Raw genomic sequence first — 21,593 nt, 5'->3', positions numbered from 1 at the left:
ATTTTTATGTCTTAAAAATTGCTTCTTGAACTTTTATAGCTTGCTTATGTTCATAAACGTCATGACATCTAATAATTGAAGCACCATTTTTAATAGCTTCTAAATGTATTGCTATTGTACCTGCTAATCTATCTTCAACTTTTGAAGGACTAATTAAATCAATCATAGATTTTCTGCTTGCACCTATTAAAAGTTCACAATCAAAATGTTTAAAGTATTCTAAGTTTTTTAAAAGTAATAAGTTATGCTCTAATGTTTTTCCAAAACCAATTCCAACATCTAAAATTATGTCTTTATTTTTAATTCCAAAGCTATTTGCTTTTTGAATTTGTTTTTTAAAAAAATTGTCAATGTCCAAGACTACATCATTATATTCAGGTTTATCTTGCATATTTGAAGGCTTATTTTGCATATGCATTATTACAACTTTTGCAGCATATTTTGATACAAGGGAGCAAACTTCATCATTTTGTAAACCTGTTATATCATTTACAATTGTAAAACCCTTATTTAAAACAAAATCTATTACTAAAGGAGAATAAGAATCAATGGAAAAATCTACTTTTTCAAAGTATTTTTCCTTATAAATAATTTCAACAATATTTTTTAATCGTTCTAATTCTACTTTTTCATCAACTGCTATACTTCCAGGTTTACTTGAAACTGCACCAATATCAATAATATTAGCACCATTTTCAATCATTAACTCAATTTTAGAAGCAGTTTGTTTGTAATCAAATCTACTGCTTTTAAAAAATGAATCTTCATTGGCATTTAAAACACCCATTATTTTTGTTTTGTATGTTTTCATTTATAGTTCTTATTTTTTAGTATTTGATAGTGATAAAAGTAGGGTAGTTAAAATATTTATAGGTCTTGAGTTTAACTCAAGAAGTTTTGAACTTTTAGAAAATAAATCTAATTGTTTTTCATCAAGCTTTATTTTTTGTTTATTTACTTTTAATAAAATTGATTCAATAACAGCTTTTGCATCTTTTTTTGATATTTTTTGATTCTCTTTTAAATATGAGTAAATATCTTTTAAATCAAGTTTTGAAATATCAAGTGAAATTTCATCTTTTAAAGATGATGTTTTTAAATACTTAAATGGCATTCTAGAATAAATTGTTGGTAAAATTGAAGACTTTGAATTTGTAAGAATAATAAATATCACATTTTTAGGAGGTTCTTCCAAGACTTTTAATAAAGAGTTTTGTGCTTCTTTTCTAAAAGTACTTCCACAAAGAAAAATATATTTATCTTCATTTGAAGCAATATATGCTTCTTTAATAGCTTGATTAGCTTGTAGAATCTGAAACTCTTCTTTTTCTTCATTTTTAATTATTCTAATATTATGAGGAGAATAAAAAGGTAATAATTCATTTAATGTTTGAGTTATATCATTAACTATTAAAATAGTTGAGTTATTAATCTTTTTATCAATCATATTAATTTTCTACGTTTACTTCTGCAAAAAGAGCTGAGCTTACAGTTTTATTATATAGTCTAAACATTTGTAATAATTTCATATCTAAAGCTTCATCACTAGATCTAAGATTAAAGGCATCTTGCTGTTCTTCATCAAAAAGCCAAAGAAAAGAGTTTTTTGAAACTTTTGGAATAACAGCTCTTACATCTTGACTTCGGCCAATATACCAAAAACAATATCCATTTGGAAAAGATATATTTAACATATCTTTTATATATGAAATATCATCATCTGATTTAATATTATCCATGTATTTGTAAAAAGATTTAAAATCATAAAAAGGTAGAAATGGTCTATTTAATTTTGGTGAATTAATATTTGATAAAACATATTCTAAAAACCATTCTCTATCTTTATCAGTTAATACAATTACAGATGCACCTTTTTCTAATAAATTTACGATATTTTTAGATACTAAAGGTGTCCATTCATATTTTTTTTCTTCTAACCAAGGAGAGATTAGTCTATCTTCCCTAATTACATCAACTGTCCAGTTTAAAAATTCTTGCACGCTTATTTATCCAGATTATAAGCTTCGTGTAATGCTCTTACTGCTAATTCAGCATATTTTTCTTCTATAATCATTGATATTTTGATTTCTGAAGTTGAAATAATTCTAATATTAATATTCTCTGTTGCTAATGCAGAAAAAGCTTTTGATGCGACACCTGTATGAGATTTCATTCCAACACCAACAATTGAAACTTTACAAATATTTTCATTGTAATCAATATTTTTAGATTGACTTTTGAATTTTTCCATTACGCTTTTACATAATGTAAAATCAGTTGTAGGAATAGTAAAATCTAAATCAGTTGTACCATCAAGTCCTCTTGTTTGAACTATCATATCAACATTAATATCAGCATCAGCTAATGATGTAAAGATTGATGCAGCAATGCCAGGCTTATCAGTTACTCCGTACATACCAACTCTTATTTGATTTCTATCTAATGCGATTCCACTTACAACTGGTTTTTCCATAATATTCTCTTCCTTTGTTATTAACGTACCTTCAACTTCTGGAGTGAAGCTAGATCTTGATACTAAATTTACATTTAATTTCTTAGCCATTTCCACTGATCTATTTTGTAAAACTTTTGCTCCTAAAGAAGCTAATTCTAACATTTCATCATAAGAAATTTTTTCTAGTTTTTTTGCTTTTGGTTCAATTCTTGGATCTGTTGTGTAAATTCCATCAACGTCTGTATATATTTCACAAATATCAGCTTGTATAGCGCCTGCAATTGCAACAGCAGATAAATCACTTCCACCACGTCCAAGTGTTGAAACTCTATTCGTATTAATTGTAACACCTTGAAAACCTGCAACAATTACAGTTTTACCTTCACTAATAGCATTTTTAAGATTTGTAGTATCAATATCTTCTATTCTTGCTTTTGTATGAGCTTCATCTGTAATAATTCCAGCTTCTCTACCACTCATTGAAGTTGTTTTATAACCTTGTTCATTTAAAGCAATTGATAATAGTGCTGAAGTAACTCGCTCACCTGAACTTAATAACATATCCATTTCAGTAGGATTTGCTTCTTTTGAAAAACTTTCCGCATATTCAATTAATTTATTAGTCTCACCACTCATTGCAGAAACTACAGCAATAACATCATGACCTTCATCTTTAATTTTCTTTATAATATTTGCTACATTTTGGATTCTCTCAAGTGTTCCTACACTTGTTCCACCAAATTTTAATACTTTTAACATTTATTCATCAATCCTTTTTAAATATAACCTTCACTTTTAAAATATTTTATAACTTGTTTGTATACTGTTCTTTTAAAGAAAGTTATATAATCATAAATATTTTTTGTTGGTACAAACTTGAATTCACTGAATTCTGGTATTTCAGTTTCAATATTTATTTTTGCACCTTTTTTTAACTTTACTAAATAATATTTTTGTATTTGTCCATCATACGGTTGCATCTTCTTTGCAATTGCTGGAGGGAAATCATAAGAAACCCATTTTGGATATTCTGCAATAATTTCCACATCTCCTGTTCCAATTTCTTCTTCAAGCTCTCTATACAAAGCTTCCTTAGGTGTTTCACCTTCGTCAATTCCACCTTGTGGAAATTGCCATGCATTATCTACATCTGTTCGTGAAGCAATAAATATTTCACATGTATGTGGGTATTTAGCTGATAGTACAATCGCTGCTACATTAGGTCTGTAATTTTTGGTATTATCTTTTGTGATTTCATTTTTATCAGTCATAAATATATTTTCCCTTATAATTAGCCAAAGATTTTACAAAAAATAGGATTAAAAATTGCTTTTATACATACATATACCTTTTTGTGACAGTAAATGTTTTTACTGCGCATTCAATTCATATACAGATAAGTTTCATTTAAAACAAGAGTATATGAAAGCTTTAAAATTACAATTAAAAACAGAATTAAATAATTATGTAAAAAAACATAATAAAAAAATAGAAACAGTTTTTATAGGTGGTGGAACACCATCATGCATCAAACATCATGAATATAAAGAAGTATTTGAAATATTCAAACCTTACTTAATTGAAGGTGCTGAAATCACAACAGAAGCAAACCCAAATTCTGCCTCATATGAGTGGTTAGAAAATATGTACAATTATGGAGTAACAAGAGTTAGTTTTGGAGTACAAAGTTTTAATAATGATAAACTAAAGTTCTTAGGTCGTTCGCATAACAATAAAAGTGCTTTAAAAGCTATACAAAATGCAAATAGTATTGGTTTTAATGGTATTAACTGTGATATAATCTATGGAGTTCAAGGAGATACATTAGAAAGTATGAAAGAAGATTTTAAACAAGCTTTTGAACTTCCTATTACACACCTAAGTGCTTATTCTTTAACTATTGAAGAAGGTACAAAGTTCTTTGATAGATCTTCAGTAAAAATTGATGACGAAGAGCTTTCTTATGAAATATTTGATTTTATTAATGAACATGGTTTTAAGCAATATGAAATATCAAATTTTGCAAAAGAAAAAAAATATGAATCAAAACATAATTATGGATATTGGGAACATAAAGAATATTTAGGAATAGGTGCAGGTGCTGTTGGTTATGTTGATAATCAAAGATATTATCCTATAAAAAGCATTGAAGAATATATAAAAAATCCATTCAATATGGAGTATGAACCAATAAGCCAAGAAGATATAAAAACAGAAAAAATACTACTAGGATTTAGATGCTCAAATGGTGTTGAATTATCACTTTTTACACAAGATGAGTTAGAAAAAGTAGAACATTTAGTACAAGAAGACAAAGTTTTAATACAAAATAATAGAATTTATAATAAAAACTTTTTATTATCTGATGAATTAGCTTTATATATATTAGGATAAATGTTAATTCATAATAGTTTAACTATAATAACAAGTTTAAAAAAGGTTTAATAATAAATGACAATAAAAGATACAGTTAGAAAATATGCAAATGATTTAAAGTTTGTAACTCATATTCCAGCTAAAGAAGTTGAAATATTAATGATGTATTTATTAGATAAAAATACTATCTGGTTACATATGAATTATAATAAGCAGTTTGATAAAGAACAAGAACTAGCAAAACTTGTAAAAAAAAGAGGCCAAGATTATCCTATAGAGTATTTAACAAACAAAGCTTCATTTTATGGTGAGACTTTTATTGTAAAAGAGGGTGTTTTAATACCAAGACCAGAAACAGAACTATTAATAGACAATGCACTTGAAATATTAAAAGATAAAAAAGAAACAATAAATGTTCTTGAAATTGGTACTGGTTCAGGAATAATATCTGTGATGTTAGCTTTATTAATAAAAGATATAAACATAATTGCAATAGATATAAACGAAAAAGCGCTAGAATTAGCAAAACAAAACGCAATAAAACATAATGTTGACGATAAAATAGAATTTAGGTTAAGTAATTTATATGAAAATATAAATGAAACGAATATAGATTTAACTATTTCAAACCCTCCTTATATTGCAAATAATTATGACTTGCCTAAAAATGTAGCTTATGAACCGTCAAATGCTTTATTTGGTGGAAATATTGGTGATGAGTTATTAAAAGATATAATAAAACAAACAAATGAACGAAATATCGAATATTTACTTTGTGAAATGGGTTATGATCAAAAAAATCCATTGTCGCAGTATTTAGAAGAGTTTAATACAAAAAGTTTTACTTTCTATCAAGACTATGAAAAGTTTGATAGAGGATTTACAATACAATTTAAAAAATAAAAAAGGATTATATAAAATGTTTAAAGAATTTAATTTAGAAAAGTTAACTGATTCAAAAGTATTATTAGAAAAGCTTTTAGATCAATCAAAAAATGAAATATTAGAATTAATGGAAATAGAAAATAAAACTTATGAAAATTTTGTTATGCCATATCAAGAAATAGGGGAGAGTATTAACAATTTTGTTACTCCTATATTTCATATAGATTCTGTTAAAAATTCAGAAACTACAGGAAAAGTTTATGAAGAATGTCTTCCAGTTTTATCAAAATATGAAACTTGGATATCTCAAAATGATGATGTTTTTAAGGCTTTAAAAGATATACAGTCTAACTGTAAAACTACTTTAAATGATATACAAAATAAAGTATTAGAAAATGAAATAAGAGACTTCAAACTTTCAGGTTCACATTTAGATGATGCAAAGAAAAAAAGATTAGAAGATATAAATTTAACTCTTAGTGAGTTATCTCATAAGTTCTCACAAAATCTTTTAAATGCAACTAATAGTTTTGAAATGATTGTAGAAGATAAAGATGATGTAAAAGAAATACCTAGCTCTGATTTAGAATTAGCAGTATTCGAAGAAGATGGAAAGACTAAATATAAATTTACTTTACAATTTCCTTCTTATATGGCTTATATGACTTATGGAACATCAAGAGAAAAAAGAGAAGAACTTTATAAAGCTTTTTGTACAAGAGCACCTGAGAATGGAAAGATAATTGAACAAATATTAACTTTAAAAAATGAAAAAGTAAAAATATTAGGATTTAACTCTTATTCTGAATACTCTTTAGAGACAAAAATGGCTTCAAAAGAAGAAGAAGTAGTTTCGTTCTTAGAAGAATTAGGTCACAAGGGTAAGAAAAAAGCAGGTGAAGAGCTGAATGAAATTAAAGAACTAGCATTAAAAGATGGTGTAAGTGATTTTAGATCTTCTGATATGTCTTATTATTCTGAAAAACTAAAGAAAGCTAAATATGATTTAGATGAAGAGTATTATAGACCTTATTTTGAGCAAACATCTGTATTAGATGGTTTCTTTGATTTTTTACATCAAATGTTTGATGTAAAATTTGTTCAAGTTGATACTAAAGCATGGGATGAGAAAGTAAAAGTATATGATCTTTTAACGAATGAAAAACAAACTGCACGAATTTATATAGATTTAGAAGCTAGAAAAGATAAAAGAGGTGGAGCTTGGATGAATAGCTGGCATTCACACTATTCTAATAGTAAAGGCGAAGAACAACTTCCTACAGCTTTTATTGTTTGTAATTTCCCTCAGTCAACTGAAACTACACCATCTTTATTAAGACATTCTGATGTTGTTACACTATTTCATGAAATGGGACATGCCTTACATCATTTATTAAGTGATATAAAAGAACCTTATGTAAGTGGTATTTCTGGAGTTGCTTGGGATACAGTTGAGTTTCCATCACAGTTTTTAGAATACTTTTCTTATGATAAAGAAGTGTTAAAACTTTTTGCTAAACATTACAAGACTAAAGAGGTTCTAGATGATGAAGCTATTGAAAAGATTATCAAAGCTAAGAACTTCCAATCATCGCTTGCACTTGTACGACAAATAGAATTAGCTTTGTTTGACTTTAAACTATATCAAGACTTATACAAAACTGAAGAAGAAGTGCAAAATGTACTAGATAAAGTAAGAGCAGAATTTTCACCAATGATTCCACCTTCATATAACAAATTCCAAAATGGATTTTCTCATATTTTTGCAGGTGGATATGCAGCTGGATATTACTCATACAAGTGGGCTGAAGTACTAAGTGCCGATGCATTTTATATGTTTATTGATTCAAAAAATATTTTCAATAAAGAGCTTGCTTTAAAATATAAAGAAACTATATTATCTAAAGGTGGATCAAAAAATATGGATGAATTATTCTATAATTTTGCACAAAGAAAGCCAAGTGTTGATTCTTTATTAAAAATTGATGGAATTATTAGCTAAATTTTGTAATAATAACGAACTAATAATAATATCAACAAGGATTAAATACAAATGACAAATGCAGAAACAATTTCAAAACTAAACAATGCTTTAAATACACTAATTAAAGCTTATGAAGAACTTGAATTAAAAAATACTAAATTAGAGACAAAGATAACTGAACTAGAAGATGAAATTCTTGATCTTGAAACAGTTAAAGAAGATTTAGAATTAAATGTAAACGACTTTAAAACTAATACAGAAGAAGATAATTCTAATATTTCTTCAATGTTAGGAAAAATTGAAGGTTTACTAAATAAAAAAGTATCAAATAATGATATTACAAATGATTCATCAAGCACTAGTGAAGAAAAGAAAACTGTAGAAGACTCAGATAAAGAAGAAAGCAAAGAAGAAAAGAAAGAAGATGAACCTTTAGGTGGTTTATATAATTCAAATAATAAAACTTCTCAAAATGATGTAAGTAGTAATAAAGAAGAAAAAAACGAAGAAAAACAAGAAGATAATAAAATCGATTTAAATAGAATGGCTTCACTATTAAATGGATTTAATAATTAAAAAAGAGAATAATGATTACATTATTAAATAAAATATCTTTGTATAATACTTTTGGTGTTGATAATTTTAACTCAATAGAAGGTGCTATTAATAATATGGCACCTTCAATGGTAGAGTACTATTTATCGGACTTAAGCCAAGGTGCAGAAGATATATATTTAAACAAAAGAGAGATAGAAAATAGTCTTTTTATAGGGGATTATAGTTTATACATAGATTATAATGATAATATCTATTTAGAATTAGACAACATTGAAAACTCATCTTATGAAACTGCCTCTTTTTGGTAAAAAATAATATCCTTAATCCATTAAATTAGTAGTTGCTCTTAACCTATCTTTATCAAAGTGTGTATATATTCTAGATGTATTTATATCTGCATGTCCTAGTGCTTCTTGTACTAAAATTAAATCATGATGTTTTTGATATAATAAAGTTGCAAATGAGTGTCTTAACATATGAGCACCATTTTTTTCTTTTCTAATTCCTGCACTTATTAATATATTTTCAACTGTTCTACTTACATAACTTTGTGTTAATCTATTTCCTTTTTGATTACATACTAATAAGTCATCATTACAAACACGCATATCGAGCCAATTATTTAAATCATTTTCTATAATTGAGGCTTTAATCATTACAACTCGTGGTTTATTTCCTTTTCCTCTAATTTGAAGTAAATAAACATCATCTTCTTTAAACATGTCTTTTAATTTTAAATTTAACATCTCAGATACACGAATACCTGTATAAATTATCATTTTGATGATAAGTCTGTTTCTATATGATGTTTTATCACTAAATTCATACTCATTAATAGCTGTTAAAAATCTATTAATTTCATCTTTATTCATAAAAGAGGGTAGTTTTGAACCAGAATTTCCTTTTAATCCTCCCCAATTTTTTAGCTCAATTTTAAACATATATGAATTACCATCTGTATTTTCATTTTGTTTATCAATATAAGTAAAAAGTCCAAGTAGGGCAATTCTATGATTTTTCTTTGATGCATCTGATAGACCACTTGTTGAACTTGCTAAAAAATCACTCAAGAGTTCTTCATCAATTTCTTTCATTGAAGCTAAACCTAAATTATTTAGAAAATTAAAAAGTTTTACTAAGGGATTAAAATATGTGTTAATTCCTGATAAACCAATGTTTCTTGCATCTTTCACTAATAATGTAAGTTCATTAATATTATTTGTACCAACAACTAATTTTTGTATTATAAGTGCTAGTTTTTCTTTATCATTAACTTGTCTATTTGATAGTGTAGTTAATTTATACCTTATAAAACGTTCTATCCAAAACAATAGTGTTCTATCAAAAGTATTAGAAAAGTCTAAATCATATCTCATTTATAGCCTTTAAAAGTTTATATAAATACTATTATACTTTAATAAGTTTAATTTAGTCTTGAAAACTATAATTTTCAAACTAAATTATACATTACAAAATAGTCTTCTATTTTCTCTTTCCCTTAGAATAATCTATAATATACTCAGCTATATCATTTAAATGAATGATGTCTTTTATTGCACCTGCTTTAATTGCTTTTGCTGGCATTCCAAATACAACACAAGATTCTTCATTTTGTGCAAGAGTATAAACATTATTATCATACATATCTTTCATTGCAATCATTCCATCATCACCCATACCAGTCATAATAACAGCCATTGCAGATGAACCAATTACATTGTTAACTGATCGAAATAATATATCTACGCTTGGTTTATGTTGGCTAACTTTTTTTGTGTCTAGTAATTTAGTTTTATACCCTAATCCACTTTTTTCAATACTTAAGTGCATATTTCCAGGAGCTAAATAAGCATGACCTTTTTCTAAAAGCATTCCATCTTTTGCTTCCTGAACATTTACTTCTGAGTTATCGTTTAATCTATGCGCAAATGAATTTGAAAACCCATAAGGGATGTGTTGAGTAATTAAAATAGGAGGTAAAGAAGAAGGAAGTTTCATAAATACTTTTAATAAAGCTTCAACACCACCTGTTGAAGAACCTATTGCAATTAGCTTATTTCCATTACCTCTAATTGGTTTAGATGACATTACTTCATCTGGATGAATTTTATATTCTATTTCTTTATTATTAGTTTTTTTGACAATCAATGCTTTAGGTTTTTTTAAAGTATATCTTTTAAGTAAAAATGTTAAATTTAATAAGGTGTCTTTTATTCTATGTTGGAAAGATTGCATAGATTCACCATTTTCAGGTTTAGGAATAAAACCAACAGCTCCATCATCAAAAATATCATTACCTCTTACACCCTCACCTGACACAACAACAGCAGGCATAGGGTGGAGTCTCATTAAGTTTCTTAAGAAAGTTACTCCATCCATTTTAGGCATATTTATATCAATAGTAACTAAATCAGGTTCATATTGTTTAATTTTTTCTCTTGCATCATAGGCATCTACAGCCATTGATATAACTTCAAATTCTTCAATATCATTAATCATATCTTTAATAATTCTTCTCATTGAAGCAGAATCATCAATAACTAAAACTGTATACACTTATATAGCCACCCTATTTATAAATCTCTAATTTTTTAGAAAAGTTCAATTTCCATTTCTGGTTCTTGTTTTTCTTCCATTCCAAATAAGTCAACAGCACCAACATATTCTTTGATAACAGGAGCTTTTGTAATCTCTTTTTGTAATGATTTCTCTTCAGATGCAATTTTACTATCTGTTTCACTTTTTTGAGTTACTTTAATAAAAGTTTCAAATTCATTTGCTAATAAAATCAACCTACCATGTTCACCACGTGTATGTTCACTAACTAATTGAAAACCTTCTGATTTACAAAAATCTTTAGCAAACTCTACATTTCTATGCCCTATTGACTGTGATGACATATTAAGTTGCATGATATCAGCACCACCTGATATTTTTGCAACCATATTATTTTTATTACAGCCTAGTTTATACATTTCATTAAGCATTGCTTCAACAGAATAAAGACCATATTTCATATCATCATTACTATTATTTGTTGCCGGAAGTAAAAAATGGTTCATTCCTTTTATTTTACTTACTTTATCAAAAAACATAATGGCTACACATGAGCCTAATAATGTTTTAAAAGCAATTTCTTCAACATCATTACCAACAGCAAATTCTCCACCAATTACAGTGTGTGTTGATAGACCTTTAGTTTTTTGTGTAAATCTTATAGAAGACGTTTTTTCAATACTTCCATCTTTATGTCCAATAATAATCAAAAGATTTCCTTTTCTTTTATAAAAATATTTTGCCCTACTCTTTTTACATAATTAACTAGATCTTGTGGGTTTTCTGAATGACCTAAATACAAAGTACCACCAATCTTTAGGTGTGAAAAAAGTTTTTTTAATATTTTATTTTGATCCTCTGATGAAAAATATATTAATACGTTTCTACAAAAAACAATATCAAATTGATTTTTCGAAAAAGGATAAGAAGAGTCATTTAAATTCATAACTTGAAAAGAAATCATTTTCTTTAACTCATCTTTAACTTTTATAAGTATCTCTTCACCAGATAAATTCTTTTGAACTCTTTTTTTGAAATATTTAGGAGGTTTTATCCAAGAAGGAAACTCTTTTGATGATTTAGAATATCTATAAACCCCATTTGCTGCATATTGTAATACGTTTGTATCTATATCTGTAGCAATTATTGAAGCATTTAATCTTTTTCCTAATTCTTCTTGAGTTTCTAAGAGTGTCATTGCCATTGAATAAGGTTCTTCTCCTGTAGAAGAAGCAGAGCAATACATACTAATATTATTTCCAGATTTCACTAGTTCTGGTATGGCTCTATTTTTTAAATCTAAAAAATGAAAATCTTCTCTGAAAAAGTGAGTTTTATTTGTAGTAAAAGAGTTAATAAAATCAGTAACATACGAACCTTCTTCAATTAATTGAAGAAGTTCCATAATATCACCTTTAAATTTACTATCTCTTTTTAGTTTCTCTATTCTATTAGAGATCATGATATCTTTATTATCTGCTAGAGTTATACCAGTTAATCCATAAAGAAGTTTTTTTACTTTATTGTGAATATCATCTGTAGTGTAATTCATTTATGATGCTTTTCTTGCCTTATTCATATTCTTCTCAATATTTATTTGTGCATTTATAATACCAACAACATCTAAAATCAAGCCAATACTACCATCACCTCTTACTGTTGCAGCACCAATACCTTCAACAGATCTAAAGTTTTTATCAAGTGGTTTTACAACAACTTGATGTTGATTTAAGAATTCATCAATTGACAATGCAACTTTTGTATTCCCAGATTTAACAACAATTAACATTCCATCTTCTAAGTTTTCAAAACTATTCTTTAGTCCAAATAACTGATGAATTCTCACAACTGGAATGAATTCTTCTCTTAACATTAGTAGATCTTGTGTTCCGTCACCAATTTTTTTAATCATATCAGATGTTGGTTGTAATGACTCAACAATTGATGATAGTGGTAAAATATATTTTTGATCACTAACTGCAATATCTAAACCATCAAGAATTGCAAGAGTTAAAGGTAACATAATTGTTAAAATCGTACCCTGCCCTAAAGTTGTATCTAATTTTAGATCTCCACCTAGTTTTTGTATATTTGTTTTAACAACATCCATACCAACACCACGACCCGAAATTTCAGAAATTTGATCAGCAGTTGAAACACCTGCTCCAAATACAAGCATAGCTTTTTCGTTAAGACTCATTGTATTGTATTGATTTTCATCAATTTGTCCTTGATCAAGTGCTTTTAAGGCAACTTTCTCAGAATCAATTCCTCTTCCATCATCTTCAATTGTAATAATCATTTGACCATTAGCTTGTTCTGCTGAGATAATAATTGAACCAACGTCAGTTTTTCCAGATGATTCTCTTTCTTCTGGAGTTTCTAAACCATGGTCAAGTGAATTTCTAATAATATGCATTAAAGGATCAGTTAATCCTTCAATCATTGCTTTATCAATTTCAACATTATCACCAAAATGTTTGAACTCTACTTTCTTGCCAAGTTTTTTAGAAATATCTCTTACAACTTTTGGGAATTTTGAATAAATAGATTCCATAGGTACCATACGAATACTCATAATTGAATCTTGCATATCTCTAATATGTCTTTCTAAAAGTTCTAATCTCTCAAGTACAGAATTTCTAGTTTTTGTATCATCAATTGTTGAAGAAAATTGTGTAAGCATTGCATTTGTAATAACTAAATCTCCAACATTATTCATAAGTAAATCAATTTTATCTAGATTAACTCTAATATTGTTATTTGTTGATGCTTTTTTAGTTGGTTTTTCTTTAATTTCTTTACTAGCTCTTGCAACTGGTTTTTGTTCAGTTTTAACTACATCATTAGATGTAACTACATTAGCTTCTTCTTTATTTTCAGTTTCTTGAATATTATTACTTTCCATAACAGCATCAGGTGTTAATGAAGGAACGTCGTCAAAGAATCCAAAATTTTCTTTTTCTTCTTGATTTAAAGGAGTATCTTTATAATTATTTGATGCATTTTCTAATGCTTCATCATAAAAACCAAAGTTTTTTTGATCCTCATCTACATCATCAGCAAAAATTCCATAAGATTTACTTCCAATTTGATCATTTAAATCATCATCAAAAAAACCGAAATTATCATCATCTGATACTTCAATTTCTTTTTTAACAGGTTCAGGTGTTGAGACAACAGGTACTACAACTTCAGGTTCTTCTTTTTTTACAGCTGTTCCATTTGTATATGCACGAATCTCAACTAATAAGCTAGACGTCATTTCTGTAAAAGTTTCTTTTGTTAAATCTTCTGCAACTTCAAGATCTAAAATCTCTTTCATTACATCTAAACCATCAATTAAAGTTCCAGCCATTTCAGGAATAAACTCAATTTGATGATTTCTTAATTTATCCATCATATTTTCTACATCATGAGTGAATTCAGCAAAAAGTTTTAACTCAACTGATGCACCACTACCTTTTAAGGTATGCACATCTCTAAATAATTGTCCCATTTCATCGTCTGTTAAAGAACCATTATTTTCTGCTTCTAAAAGTACATTATCTGCTGATTCAAAAAGTTCTTCAGCTTCTTCTAAAAACATTTCTCTATATTTTGAAATATCAAATGACATCTTAGATCCTTTTATTATCTACTTAAAACGATATTTACCGCTTTTAACAATTGATCAGGAACAAAAGGCTTAACTATCCAACCAGTAGCTCCAGCAGCTTTACCTTTAGTTTTCATTTCATCACTTCTTTCAGTTGTTAGTACTAAAATAGGTTTTTTAGAATATTTTGGTATTTTTCGAAGTTCGCCAATAAGTGTAAGTCCATCCATATTTGGCATATTTACGTCAGTTATTATTAAGTCAAAATCAGCGCTATTAGCTTTTGCTAAACCATCTACTCCATCAACTGCCTCAGTTACATCTGTGTAACCACCTTCATTTAATGCATAATTTAACATATCTCTTAGCATTGTAGAATCATCTACGATTAAAAGCTTCGCCATATCTAGTACCCCTTACCTTGTATATTAAAAAGTTATTAATCTATACTAACGTAAGAAGTATTAAACTAGGGTTAATTATTAAATTGAATTAGAAGCTAATTCAATTCTGTCTTTTGTAACTTTAAGTACTTTTATTTCTACTTCATCTGCAACACTTAAAACATCAGCAACATTTTTTACTCTTTGTTTAGATATTTTAGAAATATGAAGTAGTCCTTCTCCACCTTTTGGTAGGGCAACAAAAGCACCAAAGTCAACAATTCTTTCTACTTTACCCATTACAACGTCATCCACTTTATAAAGTTTTTCAAAATCTAAATCTTTTGAATGTGGTTTTCTAGAAACTGCATTGTTTGAAATTGTTTTAATATGTTCACAAGCATCTAATACATTTTGCTTATTATTTCCACTTACTTTAACATTTCCACTATCTCTATCTAAGTCAATTCCTACTGAGAATTTCTCAATTATTTCTTTAATTGTTGAACCAGCTTTTCCAATAACAACCATTATTTTACTAGGATCAATTGCAAATTGTTCAATTAATGGTAAAGCCTCACTTGGAATAATCTCTGCTGCTGCTGTTTCCATAAGACCTAAAATATGTTCTCGTCCTTCTTTTGCTTGTAATAATGCTTCTTCTAAAACACTTAACTCAATTCCACCAAGTTTAATATCCATTTGTAAAGCAGTAATACCTTTTGCTGTACCTGCAACTTTAAAGTCCATATCACCATCATGATCTTCAAGTCCCATAATGTCAGTTAGTACAGAATATTTACCATCTTCAACAACCATACCCATTGCAACACCAGCAACTAAATCAGAAATTGGAACGCCAGCTGCTTTAAGTGCTAAAGAACCACCACATACTGTTGCCATTGATGAAGAACCATTTGATTCTAAAATTTCTGATACTAATCTTACTGTTTCAGAATAATCGTTATCAATAGTTGGTTCTAAGGCTTTCTTACCTAAATTACCATGACCTAATTCTCTTCTTCCTACTCCAAACATTGGTTTAGCTTCTCCTACTGAGAAACCTGGGAAGTTATAATGAAGCATAAATCTATCTATTAATGTTGATTTTTCAGTTAACATTTCATACATTTGTCCATCTTTAGCTCCAGCTAAAGTTCCTACAACTAATGCTTGTGTTTCTCCACGCGTGAATAAACAAGATGAATGTGCTGAAGGTAAAATATTTGTATCAATTGAAATTGGTCTAACATCTTTTAAACCTCTACCATCAGCTCTTACCTTATCATTTACAATCATTTTTCTTACGATTTCTCTTTTAACAACAGAAACTGCTTCATAAACAACTGAAAATTCAATTTCATTTTCTTCACAATATGAATCAATAGAAATCATTTTTGCAACATCTTTAAGTTCAGTAGCTCTTTCACTTTTAGCTAGTTTTTCAATAGCCGCTGTAATATTTGAAGAATAAGTGTTTCTTACATAAACAATAACTTCTTCAGGAATTTTAAATTCAACTAATTCAACTTCTTTCATATCTTTACAAACTTCTTCAAAACCTGCTTCATAAGCACTATTTGCTTCAAATAAAGCTTTTTGTGCAAAAGCAATAGCTTCAACTAAATTAGTTTCATTAACTTCATTTGAATTATGAACTTTTGTAAAAGCTTCAATATCAACTTCAACCATATCAGTTGAAGAAATAGATTTCATTTCAATCATTAATAATTCATCTTTAGAACCTGCTATATATAAATCTAAAGTCGAGTTTTCTAATTCACTCATTTTTGGATTTGCTACATATTCACCATCAATTTTTGCAACTCTAACACCACAAACAGATTTTTTAACAGGTAAGTTTGATGTATATAATGCAGCATTTGCAGCATTTAAAGCTAATGCTTGAATATCAACTTCTTTATCTGCACTTAGAACCATTACAGTAATAGTTGTAGGATAAACATAACCTTTTGGAAATAATGGTCTTAAACTTCTATCAATTACTCTTGAAGTTAATGTTTCAAATTCACTGGCTTTTGCTTCTCTTTTAAAGAAACCTCCAGGTAACTTTGCTGCTGCGTATGTTTTTTCAATATATTGAACTGTTAAAGGAGTAAAATCTTCACTAACAGGATTATCAAATTCACTTACTACTGTTGCTAATACAACTGCATTTCCTAATTTTGCTAATACAGATCCATTTGCTTGTTTAGCTACTTTTCCAAACTCGAAAATCTCTTGTTTTTTACTTAATTCAAATTCACAAACTGTTGACATTTATCTTAATCCTTTTTTATTGTTTCTATATCTTTAAATTTTATTTCTTCTAATGTATCATAATAAAAATTAATAGATATAAAATGATCTAATTTTTCTACATAATACAAATCATCTGCAATTGATTCAATTGTTTGAATACTTGCAGTGGGAATTACTGGTGTTGCCACTGATATTGATTTTGCACCTAATTTAATTGCACTTTTAATACAAGCCATCATTGTTAATCCTGTATTTAATCCTTCATCAATAAGAAGTATATTTCTTTCATTTAAATTAGTTAAAGTTGCTTCATTTCTGAATTTACTCACTTCATACGATAGCTCATTTTCATATAAATATTTAGATTGACCATATATCAAATCTAAATTTATATCAAAAGATTTTACAAGTTCTTCATGAATTAGAACTTCCTCAGCTTCAGTTACAATAGCAATTTCGCATTCATTATTACTAGGTGCATATATTTTCTTTGAAAACATCATATCTAATTTGGCATTTAACTCTTTTGCAATAATACTTGCAATTGGATAACCACTACAAGAAGTAGATAAAACAGTCCAATCTTCTAGTTTCATTTTATCAATAGGTAGAACATCAAGTAATCTGTATGCAGCAACTTCTCTATTTTTAAAAAAAATTGGATCAGTAGTCATCTAGTTTTCCTCAAGTTCATATTGTTGTTTTATTCCACCAAGAGGTTTTAATTCTAGATTGAAGTATAATATTTTTTGATCAATACTAGAACTTGTACTTGTAGAAGGAATTCTTTCTCTTTCATATTTTATATCAAAATTCCAACATGCATCATTTATATTGAAGTTAATACCTTGTTTACTTTTTACTTCTTCTAAAATATTATAGTTTTCATAATAAGAAACTTTATAATCTTTTGAAATTTTGTAATCTGCTTTAACTCTATAAGACTCTAATTCTTCTTTATTAGAATTAGTTGTTTCTTTTGATTTATAATACCCTGCACTTAATGTTAAATCTTTAATTTTATATTTAACATCTAAAGAAGCCTGAGTAAAATAATTATCTTCAACATTGTATGTAATCTTATTTGAAACAGAGATGTCATTGTAATTTAGCTTTATATAATTTTCTGCATCTTGAAGTTTTGGCTTGTCAACGCTATTATATAGAATTGATTGAGTTAATTTATGATTTATAACTTGTTTTAAATTTTTATTATCATATAAAGATTGATTTAATGAAATGTTAATTTCTCTATCTTCTTCAGTATTAGCAAATGAAGATAATTCACTTGTAGAATCTTCTGTAGTAATTCCATATAAATCACCATCTTCTCTTAAATTTTCAGGATGAGAGTATTGGGCATTTAAATTTATAGTATGAAGATAATTATCATAAGGTTTTATTAAATCAGTTCCAACAGAAACTGAAAAAACATTTTGTGCTAATGTCCCATCATCATAAGTTGAAGCATCATTAGTATATTTATATTTACTAAGTACAACTTTGTTTTCAACATTTACATATAAATAATCATCTAAAAAATATCTACTATAATTTATAGGTAATGAAAGTTCATAATACTGTGCATTTAAACCTTCTTCTCTAGTGTAATTTCGATATTTAGTATCAAGTGAATATAAAAGATTATCTATACCAAATAGTTCTTTATTATATGAATGGAATTGTAAATGAGGTAATTCTTGTAATGTAGAATCATTTGAATCTTCTGATGTATCAATATAGTATCTTCCATATACTCCACCATAATATCTTGGAGTGTTATAAAAGTAGTTTATTTTTGATTCTACTTTTTCATCTGTAGAAATAGTACTTTCTTCATCTTCTAAAGTTTCATATTCAACATCATTTAACCAATTAATTGAAGCATAAAAACCATCTTGATGGTTTTTCTTTGAAAATAGTTTAGTTCTTTCATACTCTAAACCCCAACCATAATGCTTTTGGTTGTCTAAGTCATTTTCTATTTGATAAGATTTCTGTTCTTTGAAAAAACCTGCATTTAATTTTAGTAAAGAATAAGGTGAATCTGCATATCTGAAATAAGTATATGCTCCATATCCTCTATCACTTCTAATTTGAGGTTTTATTTCTAAATCATAATTTGCTGCAGGTGCTATAAATAAGGACTGAGAATAGTAAACTCCCTCACTATTTGAATATCCAATTGTAGGAGGTAATAAACCAGTTCTTCTTGTAGTATCTGTAGGAAAACCTAAATAAGGACTGTAAAATACAGGAACATCTCTAAAATATAATCTTGGATTATAGGCATGAACCCACTTATTATCTGTATCATAAGAAGCTGATGATACACGTATACTCCAAGCAGGATCAACACAATCACAAGAAGAGATTATCGAACTTTCTAATTCTATATTTGTATCATCTTTAGTCGATTTTTTTGAATTAACCCATAGATTACTTTTTTTATCAAAAAGTAAAACAGGTGATTGTGAATAAGAATCATTTTTTAAATTAACTAAAGCATAATCACTTTGAGTTTGAATTGTATTATCTTTTAATATTAATACATTATCAAATAACTCAAAAGTCTCTTCTTCTTTATTATATATTACCTTTGAGGCTGAAATATAATATGTAGGAGAAAAAATAACAACATTACCACTTGCTATTACTATATTCTTTTCAGTATCAATATTTTGAGATATAAGCTGAAATTTTTCATTCTTTAACTCATCAGCATTAGCTAATGTAGTAAGTAATAAAAATGAAGCTACATAATTTCTAAGCATTAACAACCAATGTTTTACCTGTTAAATCATGGAATGTTTTTCTTCCATCATTAAAGAATCCAATTAAAAAACCAATATAAAAGAACATTTCAGAAAAAATTCTACCAATTGATCTTAAAACTGCAGAAAACAATGTTACTCTTCCCCAATTATTAGAATCTATAACTCTAATTTTAGTAACAATTTTACCGACAGTTGCACCATAGTACCAAACGAAAACTGTTTGATATACAAGTTTTAAAAATATTAAAGGCATAACTAAATCTGTTTTCATAAAATACATCATTGCATTAACATCATGACTAACAGCCATTATATTATTCCAAAAAATGATAAGAATAATTGCAGTTACAAGTAAATCATCAATTACAAAAGCCGTTGCTCTTGATCTCATTGATGCTAATTGTAAATCGTCTGTATTATTACTCATTGAACTACTTTAATGCTTGATATGCAATATCAGTTCTGATTTTTTTACCAGCAAAATGTACTTGACCACATAATTCATAAGCTCTATCTCTAGCTTCTTTAATACTTGCTCCAAAACCTACACATACAAGAACTCTTCCACCATCAGCCATTAACTTATCATCAACTTTTGAAACACCCGCATATGAGATATGTGAATTATTTAGTAAGTCTTCATCAACAATTTTATCTACGATTATTTCAGCAGGAGTTGAGCTTGAATATGGATAGTTCTCACTAGCCATTACAACACCAACACCAAATTCGTTTTTGATTTTAATATCTAATTTATCAAGCTGTTTTGTTGCACCTTTATAAAATAAATCAGAAACAGGAGATGCTAATAATGGCATTAAAATTTCACACTCAGGATCACCAAATCTTACATTATATTCTAAAATAATTGGTTCACCTTTTACAACCATTACACCAATAAAAAGAACACCTTCAAAAGGAGCTCCCTCTTTTTTCATTCCTTCTAAAGTTGGTTTAATAACTCTGTCTTCAACTTTTTGGTATATATCATCATTTACAAGTGGAGTTGGAGCATAAGCACCCATTCCTCCAGTGTTTGGTCCAGTATCACCATCACCTATTCTCTTATGATCTTGAGCAGCTGGTAAAACTTTATAGTTTTCACCATCACAAATTGCAAAAATAGAAAGTTCATATCCATCTAAAAATTCTTCAACAACAATTGAAGTTCCAGCATCTCCAAAAGAAGTACCTGCTAGCATGTCTGAGGCTGCTTGTTTTGCTTCATCAAAACTTTGTGCAATAATTACACCTTTACCACCACATAAGCCATCTGCTTTTACAACAATTGGTAAATTCATTGTATCGATAAAATCATGAGCTTCTTTTTCGTTAGTTGTTTCTATAAACGCTGCTGTTGGTATGTTATATTTTTTTAATATATTTTTCATATAAACTTTTGAACCTTCAAGTTCAGCTGCAGCTTTACTTGGTCCAAAAATTGTTAAATCATTTTCTTTAAATATATCAACAACACCATCTACTAAAGGAGCTTCAGGTCCTACAATAGTTAATTCTATTTCATTTGTTTTAGCCCATGAAGCTAATTCATTGTAATCTTTAATATTAATATTTGTCCCTAAGTTATCTGTAGCACCATTTCCTGGCATAAAAAATAAATTATGTTCTGTTTCTTCTTTAGAGATAGCAAGGCCAATAGAGTACTCTCTACCACCACTTCCAAGTATTAATATATTCACGATTATTCCTTGTATTTAATTATTATTTAAAAATTTTATTTAGTTTTCCAAGTAGCCGT

Annotated in this window: 21 protein-coding genes; 5 read left to right on the top strand and 16 right to left on the bottom strand. The window is 27.7% G+C overall.

From position 1 onward, the window contains the following. Window positions 1-4 precede the first annotated feature (4 nt). The 5 genes from folP to D3Z07_RS02845 are packed head-to-tail and all read right to left on the bottom strand — an operon-like array spanning window position 5 to window position 3,726. Window positions 5-811: a dihydropteroate synthase gene (gene folP / locus D3Z07_RS02865; protein ID WP_122893038.1), complete on the bottom strand. Its 807-nt coding sequence runs from the start codon at window positions 809-811 to the stop codon at window positions 5-7. 9 nt (window positions 812-820) lie between these two features. Further along, window positions 821-1,447, bottom strand: coding sequence for a DNA polymerase III subunit delta' (locus D3Z07_RS02860; protein ID WP_172802472.1), 627 nt, complete (start codon window positions 1,445-1,447; stop codon window positions 821-823). 1 nt (window position 1,448) lies between these two features. Then, on the bottom strand, window positions 1,449-2,000 hold the full coding sequence (locus tag D3Z07_RS02855) for a HobA family DNA replication regulator (protein ID WP_076086463.1): 552 nt from the start codon (window positions 1,998-2,000) through the stop codon (window positions 1,449-1,451). A 2-nt stretch (window positions 2,001-2,002) separates the two neighbouring features. Then, window positions 2,003-3,214: an aspartate kinase gene (locus D3Z07_RS02850; RefSeq protein WP_122893037.1), complete on the bottom strand. Its 1,212-nt coding sequence runs from the start codon at window positions 3,212-3,214 to the stop codon at window positions 2,003-2,005. Window positions 3,215-3,231: 17 nt separating this feature from the next. Next, window positions 3,232-3,726: an RNA pyrophosphohydrolase gene (locus tag D3Z07_RS02845; RefSeq protein ID WP_076086469.1), complete on the bottom strand. Its 495-nt coding sequence runs from the start codon at window positions 3,724-3,726 to the stop codon at window positions 3,232-3,234. A gap of 55 nt (window positions 3,727-3,781) precedes the next feature. Here D3Z07_RS02845 and hemW point away from each other — a divergent pair, with 55 nt between their 5' ends. Genes hemW through D3Z07_RS02820 form a run of 5 tightly spaced genes read left to right on the top strand, consistent with a single transcriptional unit; the run spans window position 3,782 to window position 8,566 of the window. Continuing rightward, a complete protein-coding gene (hemW, locus tag D3Z07_RS02840) occupies window positions 3,782-4,849 on the top strand; it encodes a radical SAM family heme chaperone HemW (protein ID WP_122893036.1) in 1,068 nt (355 codons plus the stop codon). Window positions 4,850-4,906: 57 nt separating this feature from the next. After that, window positions 4,907-5,734 carry a peptide chain release factor N(5)-glutamine methyltransferase gene (prmC, locus tag D3Z07_RS02835; RefSeq protein ID WP_122893035.1) on the top strand — a complete coding sequence of 276 codons (828 nt, stop codon included), beginning with the start codon at window positions 4,907-4,909 and terminating at the stop codon, window positions 5,732-5,734. A 16-nt stretch (window positions 5,735-5,750) separates the two neighbouring features. After that, on the top strand, window positions 5,751-7,718 hold the full coding sequence (locus tag D3Z07_RS02830) for a M3 family metallopeptidase (protein ID WP_122894183.1): 1,968 nt from the start codon (window positions 5,751-5,753) through the stop codon (window positions 7,716-7,718). Between the two features lie 51 nt (window positions 7,719-7,769). Beyond that, window positions 7,770-8,276: a hypothetical protein gene (locus D3Z07_RS02825; RefSeq protein WP_076086481.1), complete on the top strand. Its 507-nt coding sequence runs from the start codon at window positions 7,770-7,772 to the stop codon at window positions 8,274-8,276. Between the two features lie 11 nt (window positions 8,277-8,287). Continuing rightward, window positions 8,288-8,566 carry a hypothetical protein gene (locus D3Z07_RS02820; RefSeq protein ID WP_122893034.1) on the top strand — a complete coding sequence of 93 codons (279 nt, stop codon included), beginning with the start codon at window positions 8,288-8,290 and terminating at the stop codon, window positions 8,564-8,566. Between the two features lie 12 nt (window positions 8,567-8,578). Here the strand turns inward: D3Z07_RS02820 and D3Z07_RS02815 are convergent, their stop codons facing one another. The 11 genes from D3Z07_RS02815 to purD all read right to left on the bottom strand — a co-directional run bounded on the left by D3Z07_RS02815 (window position 8,579) and on the right by purD (window position 21,534). Next, window positions 8,579-9,634 carry a tyrosine-type recombinase/integrase gene (locus D3Z07_RS02815; RefSeq protein WP_122893033.1) on the bottom strand — a complete coding sequence of 352 codons (1,056 nt, stop codon included), beginning with the start codon at window positions 9,632-9,634 and terminating at the stop codon, window positions 8,579-8,581. Between the two features lie 106 nt (window positions 9,635-9,740). Beyond that, the gene (cheB, locus tag D3Z07_RS02810; RefSeq protein WP_122893032.1) at window positions 9,741-10,814 is read right to left on the bottom strand and encodes a chemotaxis-specific protein-glutamate methyltransferase CheB; all 1,074 of its coding nucleotides are present in this window, start codon (window positions 10,812-10,814) and stop codon (window positions 9,741-9,743) included. Between the two features lie 35 nt (window positions 10,815-10,849). Further along, window positions 10,850-11,524 (bottom strand): chemotaxis protein CheD, encoded by a 675-nt coding sequence (locus D3Z07_RS02805; RefSeq protein ID WP_076086494.1) that lies wholly within the window; start codon window positions 11,522-11,524, stop codon window positions 10,850-10,852. Then, window positions 11,521-12,366: a CheR family methyltransferase gene (locus D3Z07_RS02800; RefSeq protein ID WP_076086497.1), complete on the bottom strand. Its 846-nt coding sequence runs from the start codon at window positions 12,364-12,366 to the stop codon at window positions 11,521-11,523. Before D3Z07_RS02800 ends, D3Z07_RS02805 begins: the two co-directional genes overlap by 4 nt. Beyond that, entirely contained in the window at window positions 12,367-14,433 is a 2,067-nt protein-coding gene (locus D3Z07_RS02795; RefSeq protein ID WP_076086500.1) for a chemotaxis protein CheA, read from the bottom strand. A 14-nt stretch (window positions 14,434-14,447) separates the two neighbouring features. Next, entirely contained in the window at window positions 14,448-14,816 is a 369-nt protein-coding gene (locus D3Z07_RS02790) for a response regulator (RefSeq protein WP_076086503.1), read from the bottom strand. A gap of 78 nt (window positions 14,817-14,894) precedes the next feature. Then, a complete protein-coding gene (locus D3Z07_RS02785; RefSeq protein WP_122893031.1) occupies window positions 14,895-17,075 on the bottom strand; it encodes a polyribonucleotide nucleotidyltransferase in 2,181 nt (726 codons plus the stop codon). Window positions 17,076-17,080: 5 nt separating this feature from the next. Next, window positions 17,081-17,731 carry a phosphoribosyltransferase gene (locus D3Z07_RS02780; RefSeq protein ID WP_076086509.1) on the bottom strand — a complete coding sequence of 217 codons (651 nt, stop codon included), beginning with the start codon at window positions 17,729-17,731 and terminating at the stop codon, window positions 17,081-17,083. Continuing rightward, the gene (locus D3Z07_RS02775; RefSeq protein ID WP_122893030.1) at window positions 17,732-19,831 is read right to left on the bottom strand and encodes an LPS-assembly protein LptD; all 2,100 of its coding nucleotides are present in this window, start codon (window positions 19,829-19,831) and stop codon (window positions 17,732-17,734) included. After that, complete coding sequence (locus tag D3Z07_RS02770) at window positions 19,824-20,261, bottom strand: RDD family protein (RefSeq protein WP_122893029.1); 438 nt, start codon at window positions 20,259-20,261, stop codon at window positions 19,824-19,826. Before D3Z07_RS02770 ends, D3Z07_RS02775 begins: the two co-directional genes overlap by 8 nt. 4 nt (window positions 20,262-20,265) lie before the next feature. Further along, complete coding sequence (purD, locus tag D3Z07_RS02765; protein ID WP_122893028.1) at window positions 20,266-21,534, bottom strand: phosphoribosylamine--glycine ligase; 1,269 nt, start codon at window positions 21,532-21,534, stop codon at window positions 20,266-20,268. Window positions 21,535-21,593 lie beyond the last annotated feature (59 nt).

Source organism: Arcobacter peruensis (assembly GCF_003711085.1).
In the GTDB taxonomy this organism is placed as follows: domain Bacteria; phylum Campylobacterota; class Campylobacteria; order Campylobacterales; family Arcobacteraceae; genus Poseidonibacter; species Poseidonibacter parvus.
The sequence above is the reverse complement of the archived record's forward strand: the minus strand, read 5'-3'. Positions and strand labels throughout refer to the sequence as shown.

What these genes read in the sequence shown, in the direction of transcription:
- folP (WP_122893038.1), bottom strand. Translation starts at nt 811, where the DNA reads ATGAAAACATACAAAACAAAAATAATGGGTGTTTTAAATGCCAATGAA.
- D3Z07_RS02860 (WP_172802472.1), bottom strand. Translation starts at nt 1,447, where the DNA reads ATGATTGATAAAAAGATTAATAACTCAACTATTTTAATAGTTAATGAT.
- D3Z07_RS02850 (WP_122893037.1), bottom strand. Translation starts at nt 3,214, where the DNA reads ATGTTAAAAGTATTAAAATTTGGTGGAACAAGTGTAGGAACACTTGAG.
- D3Z07_RS02845 (WP_076086469.1), bottom strand. Translation starts at nt 3,726, where the DNA reads ATGACTGATAAAAATGAAATCACAAAAGATAATACCAAAAATTACAGA.
- prmC (WP_122893035.1), top strand. Translation starts at nt 4,907, where the DNA reads ATGACAATAAAAGATACAGTTAGAAAATATGCAAATGATTTAAAGTTT.
- D3Z07_RS02830 (WP_122894183.1), top strand. Translation starts at nt 5,751, where the DNA reads ATGTTTAAAGAATTTAATTTAGAAAAGTTAACTGATTCAAAAGTATTA.
- D3Z07_RS02825 (WP_076086481.1), top strand. Translation starts at nt 7,770, where the DNA reads ATGACAAATGCAGAAACAATTTCAAAACTAAACAATGCTTTAAATACA.
- D3Z07_RS02820 (WP_122893034.1), top strand. Translation starts at nt 8,288, where the DNA reads ATGATTACATTATTAAATAAAATATCTTTGTATAATACTTTTGGTGTT.
- D3Z07_RS02815 (WP_122893033.1), bottom strand. Translation starts at nt 9,634, where the DNA reads ATGAGATATGATTTAGACTTTTCTAATACTTTTGATAGAACACTATTG.
- D3Z07_RS02800 (WP_076086497.1), bottom strand. Translation starts at nt 12,366, where the DNA reads ATGAATTACACTACAGATGATATTCACAATAAAGTAAAAAAACTTCTT.
- D3Z07_RS02795 (WP_076086500.1), bottom strand. Translation starts at nt 14,433, where the DNA reads ATGTCATTTGATATTTCAAAATATAGAGAAATGTTTTTAGAAGAAGCT.
- D3Z07_RS02790 (WP_076086503.1), bottom strand. Translation starts at nt 14,816, where the DNA reads ATGGCGAAGCTTTTAATCGTAGATGATTCTACAATGCTAAGAGATATG.
- D3Z07_RS02785 (WP_122893031.1), bottom strand. Translation starts at nt 17,075, where the DNA reads ATGTCAACAGTTTGTGAATTTGAATTAAGTAAAAAACAAGAGATTTTC.
- D3Z07_RS02780 (WP_076086509.1), bottom strand. Translation starts at nt 17,731, where the DNA reads ATGACTACTGATCCAATTTTTTTTAAAAATAGAGAAGTTGCTGCATAC.
- D3Z07_RS02775 (WP_122893030.1), bottom strand. Translation starts at nt 19,831, where the DNA reads ATGCTTAGAAATTATGTAGCTTCATTTTTATTACTTACTACATTAGCT.
- D3Z07_RS02770 (WP_122893029.1), bottom strand. Translation starts at nt 20,261, where the DNA reads ATGAGTAATAATACAGACGATTTACAATTAGCATCAATGAGATCAAGA.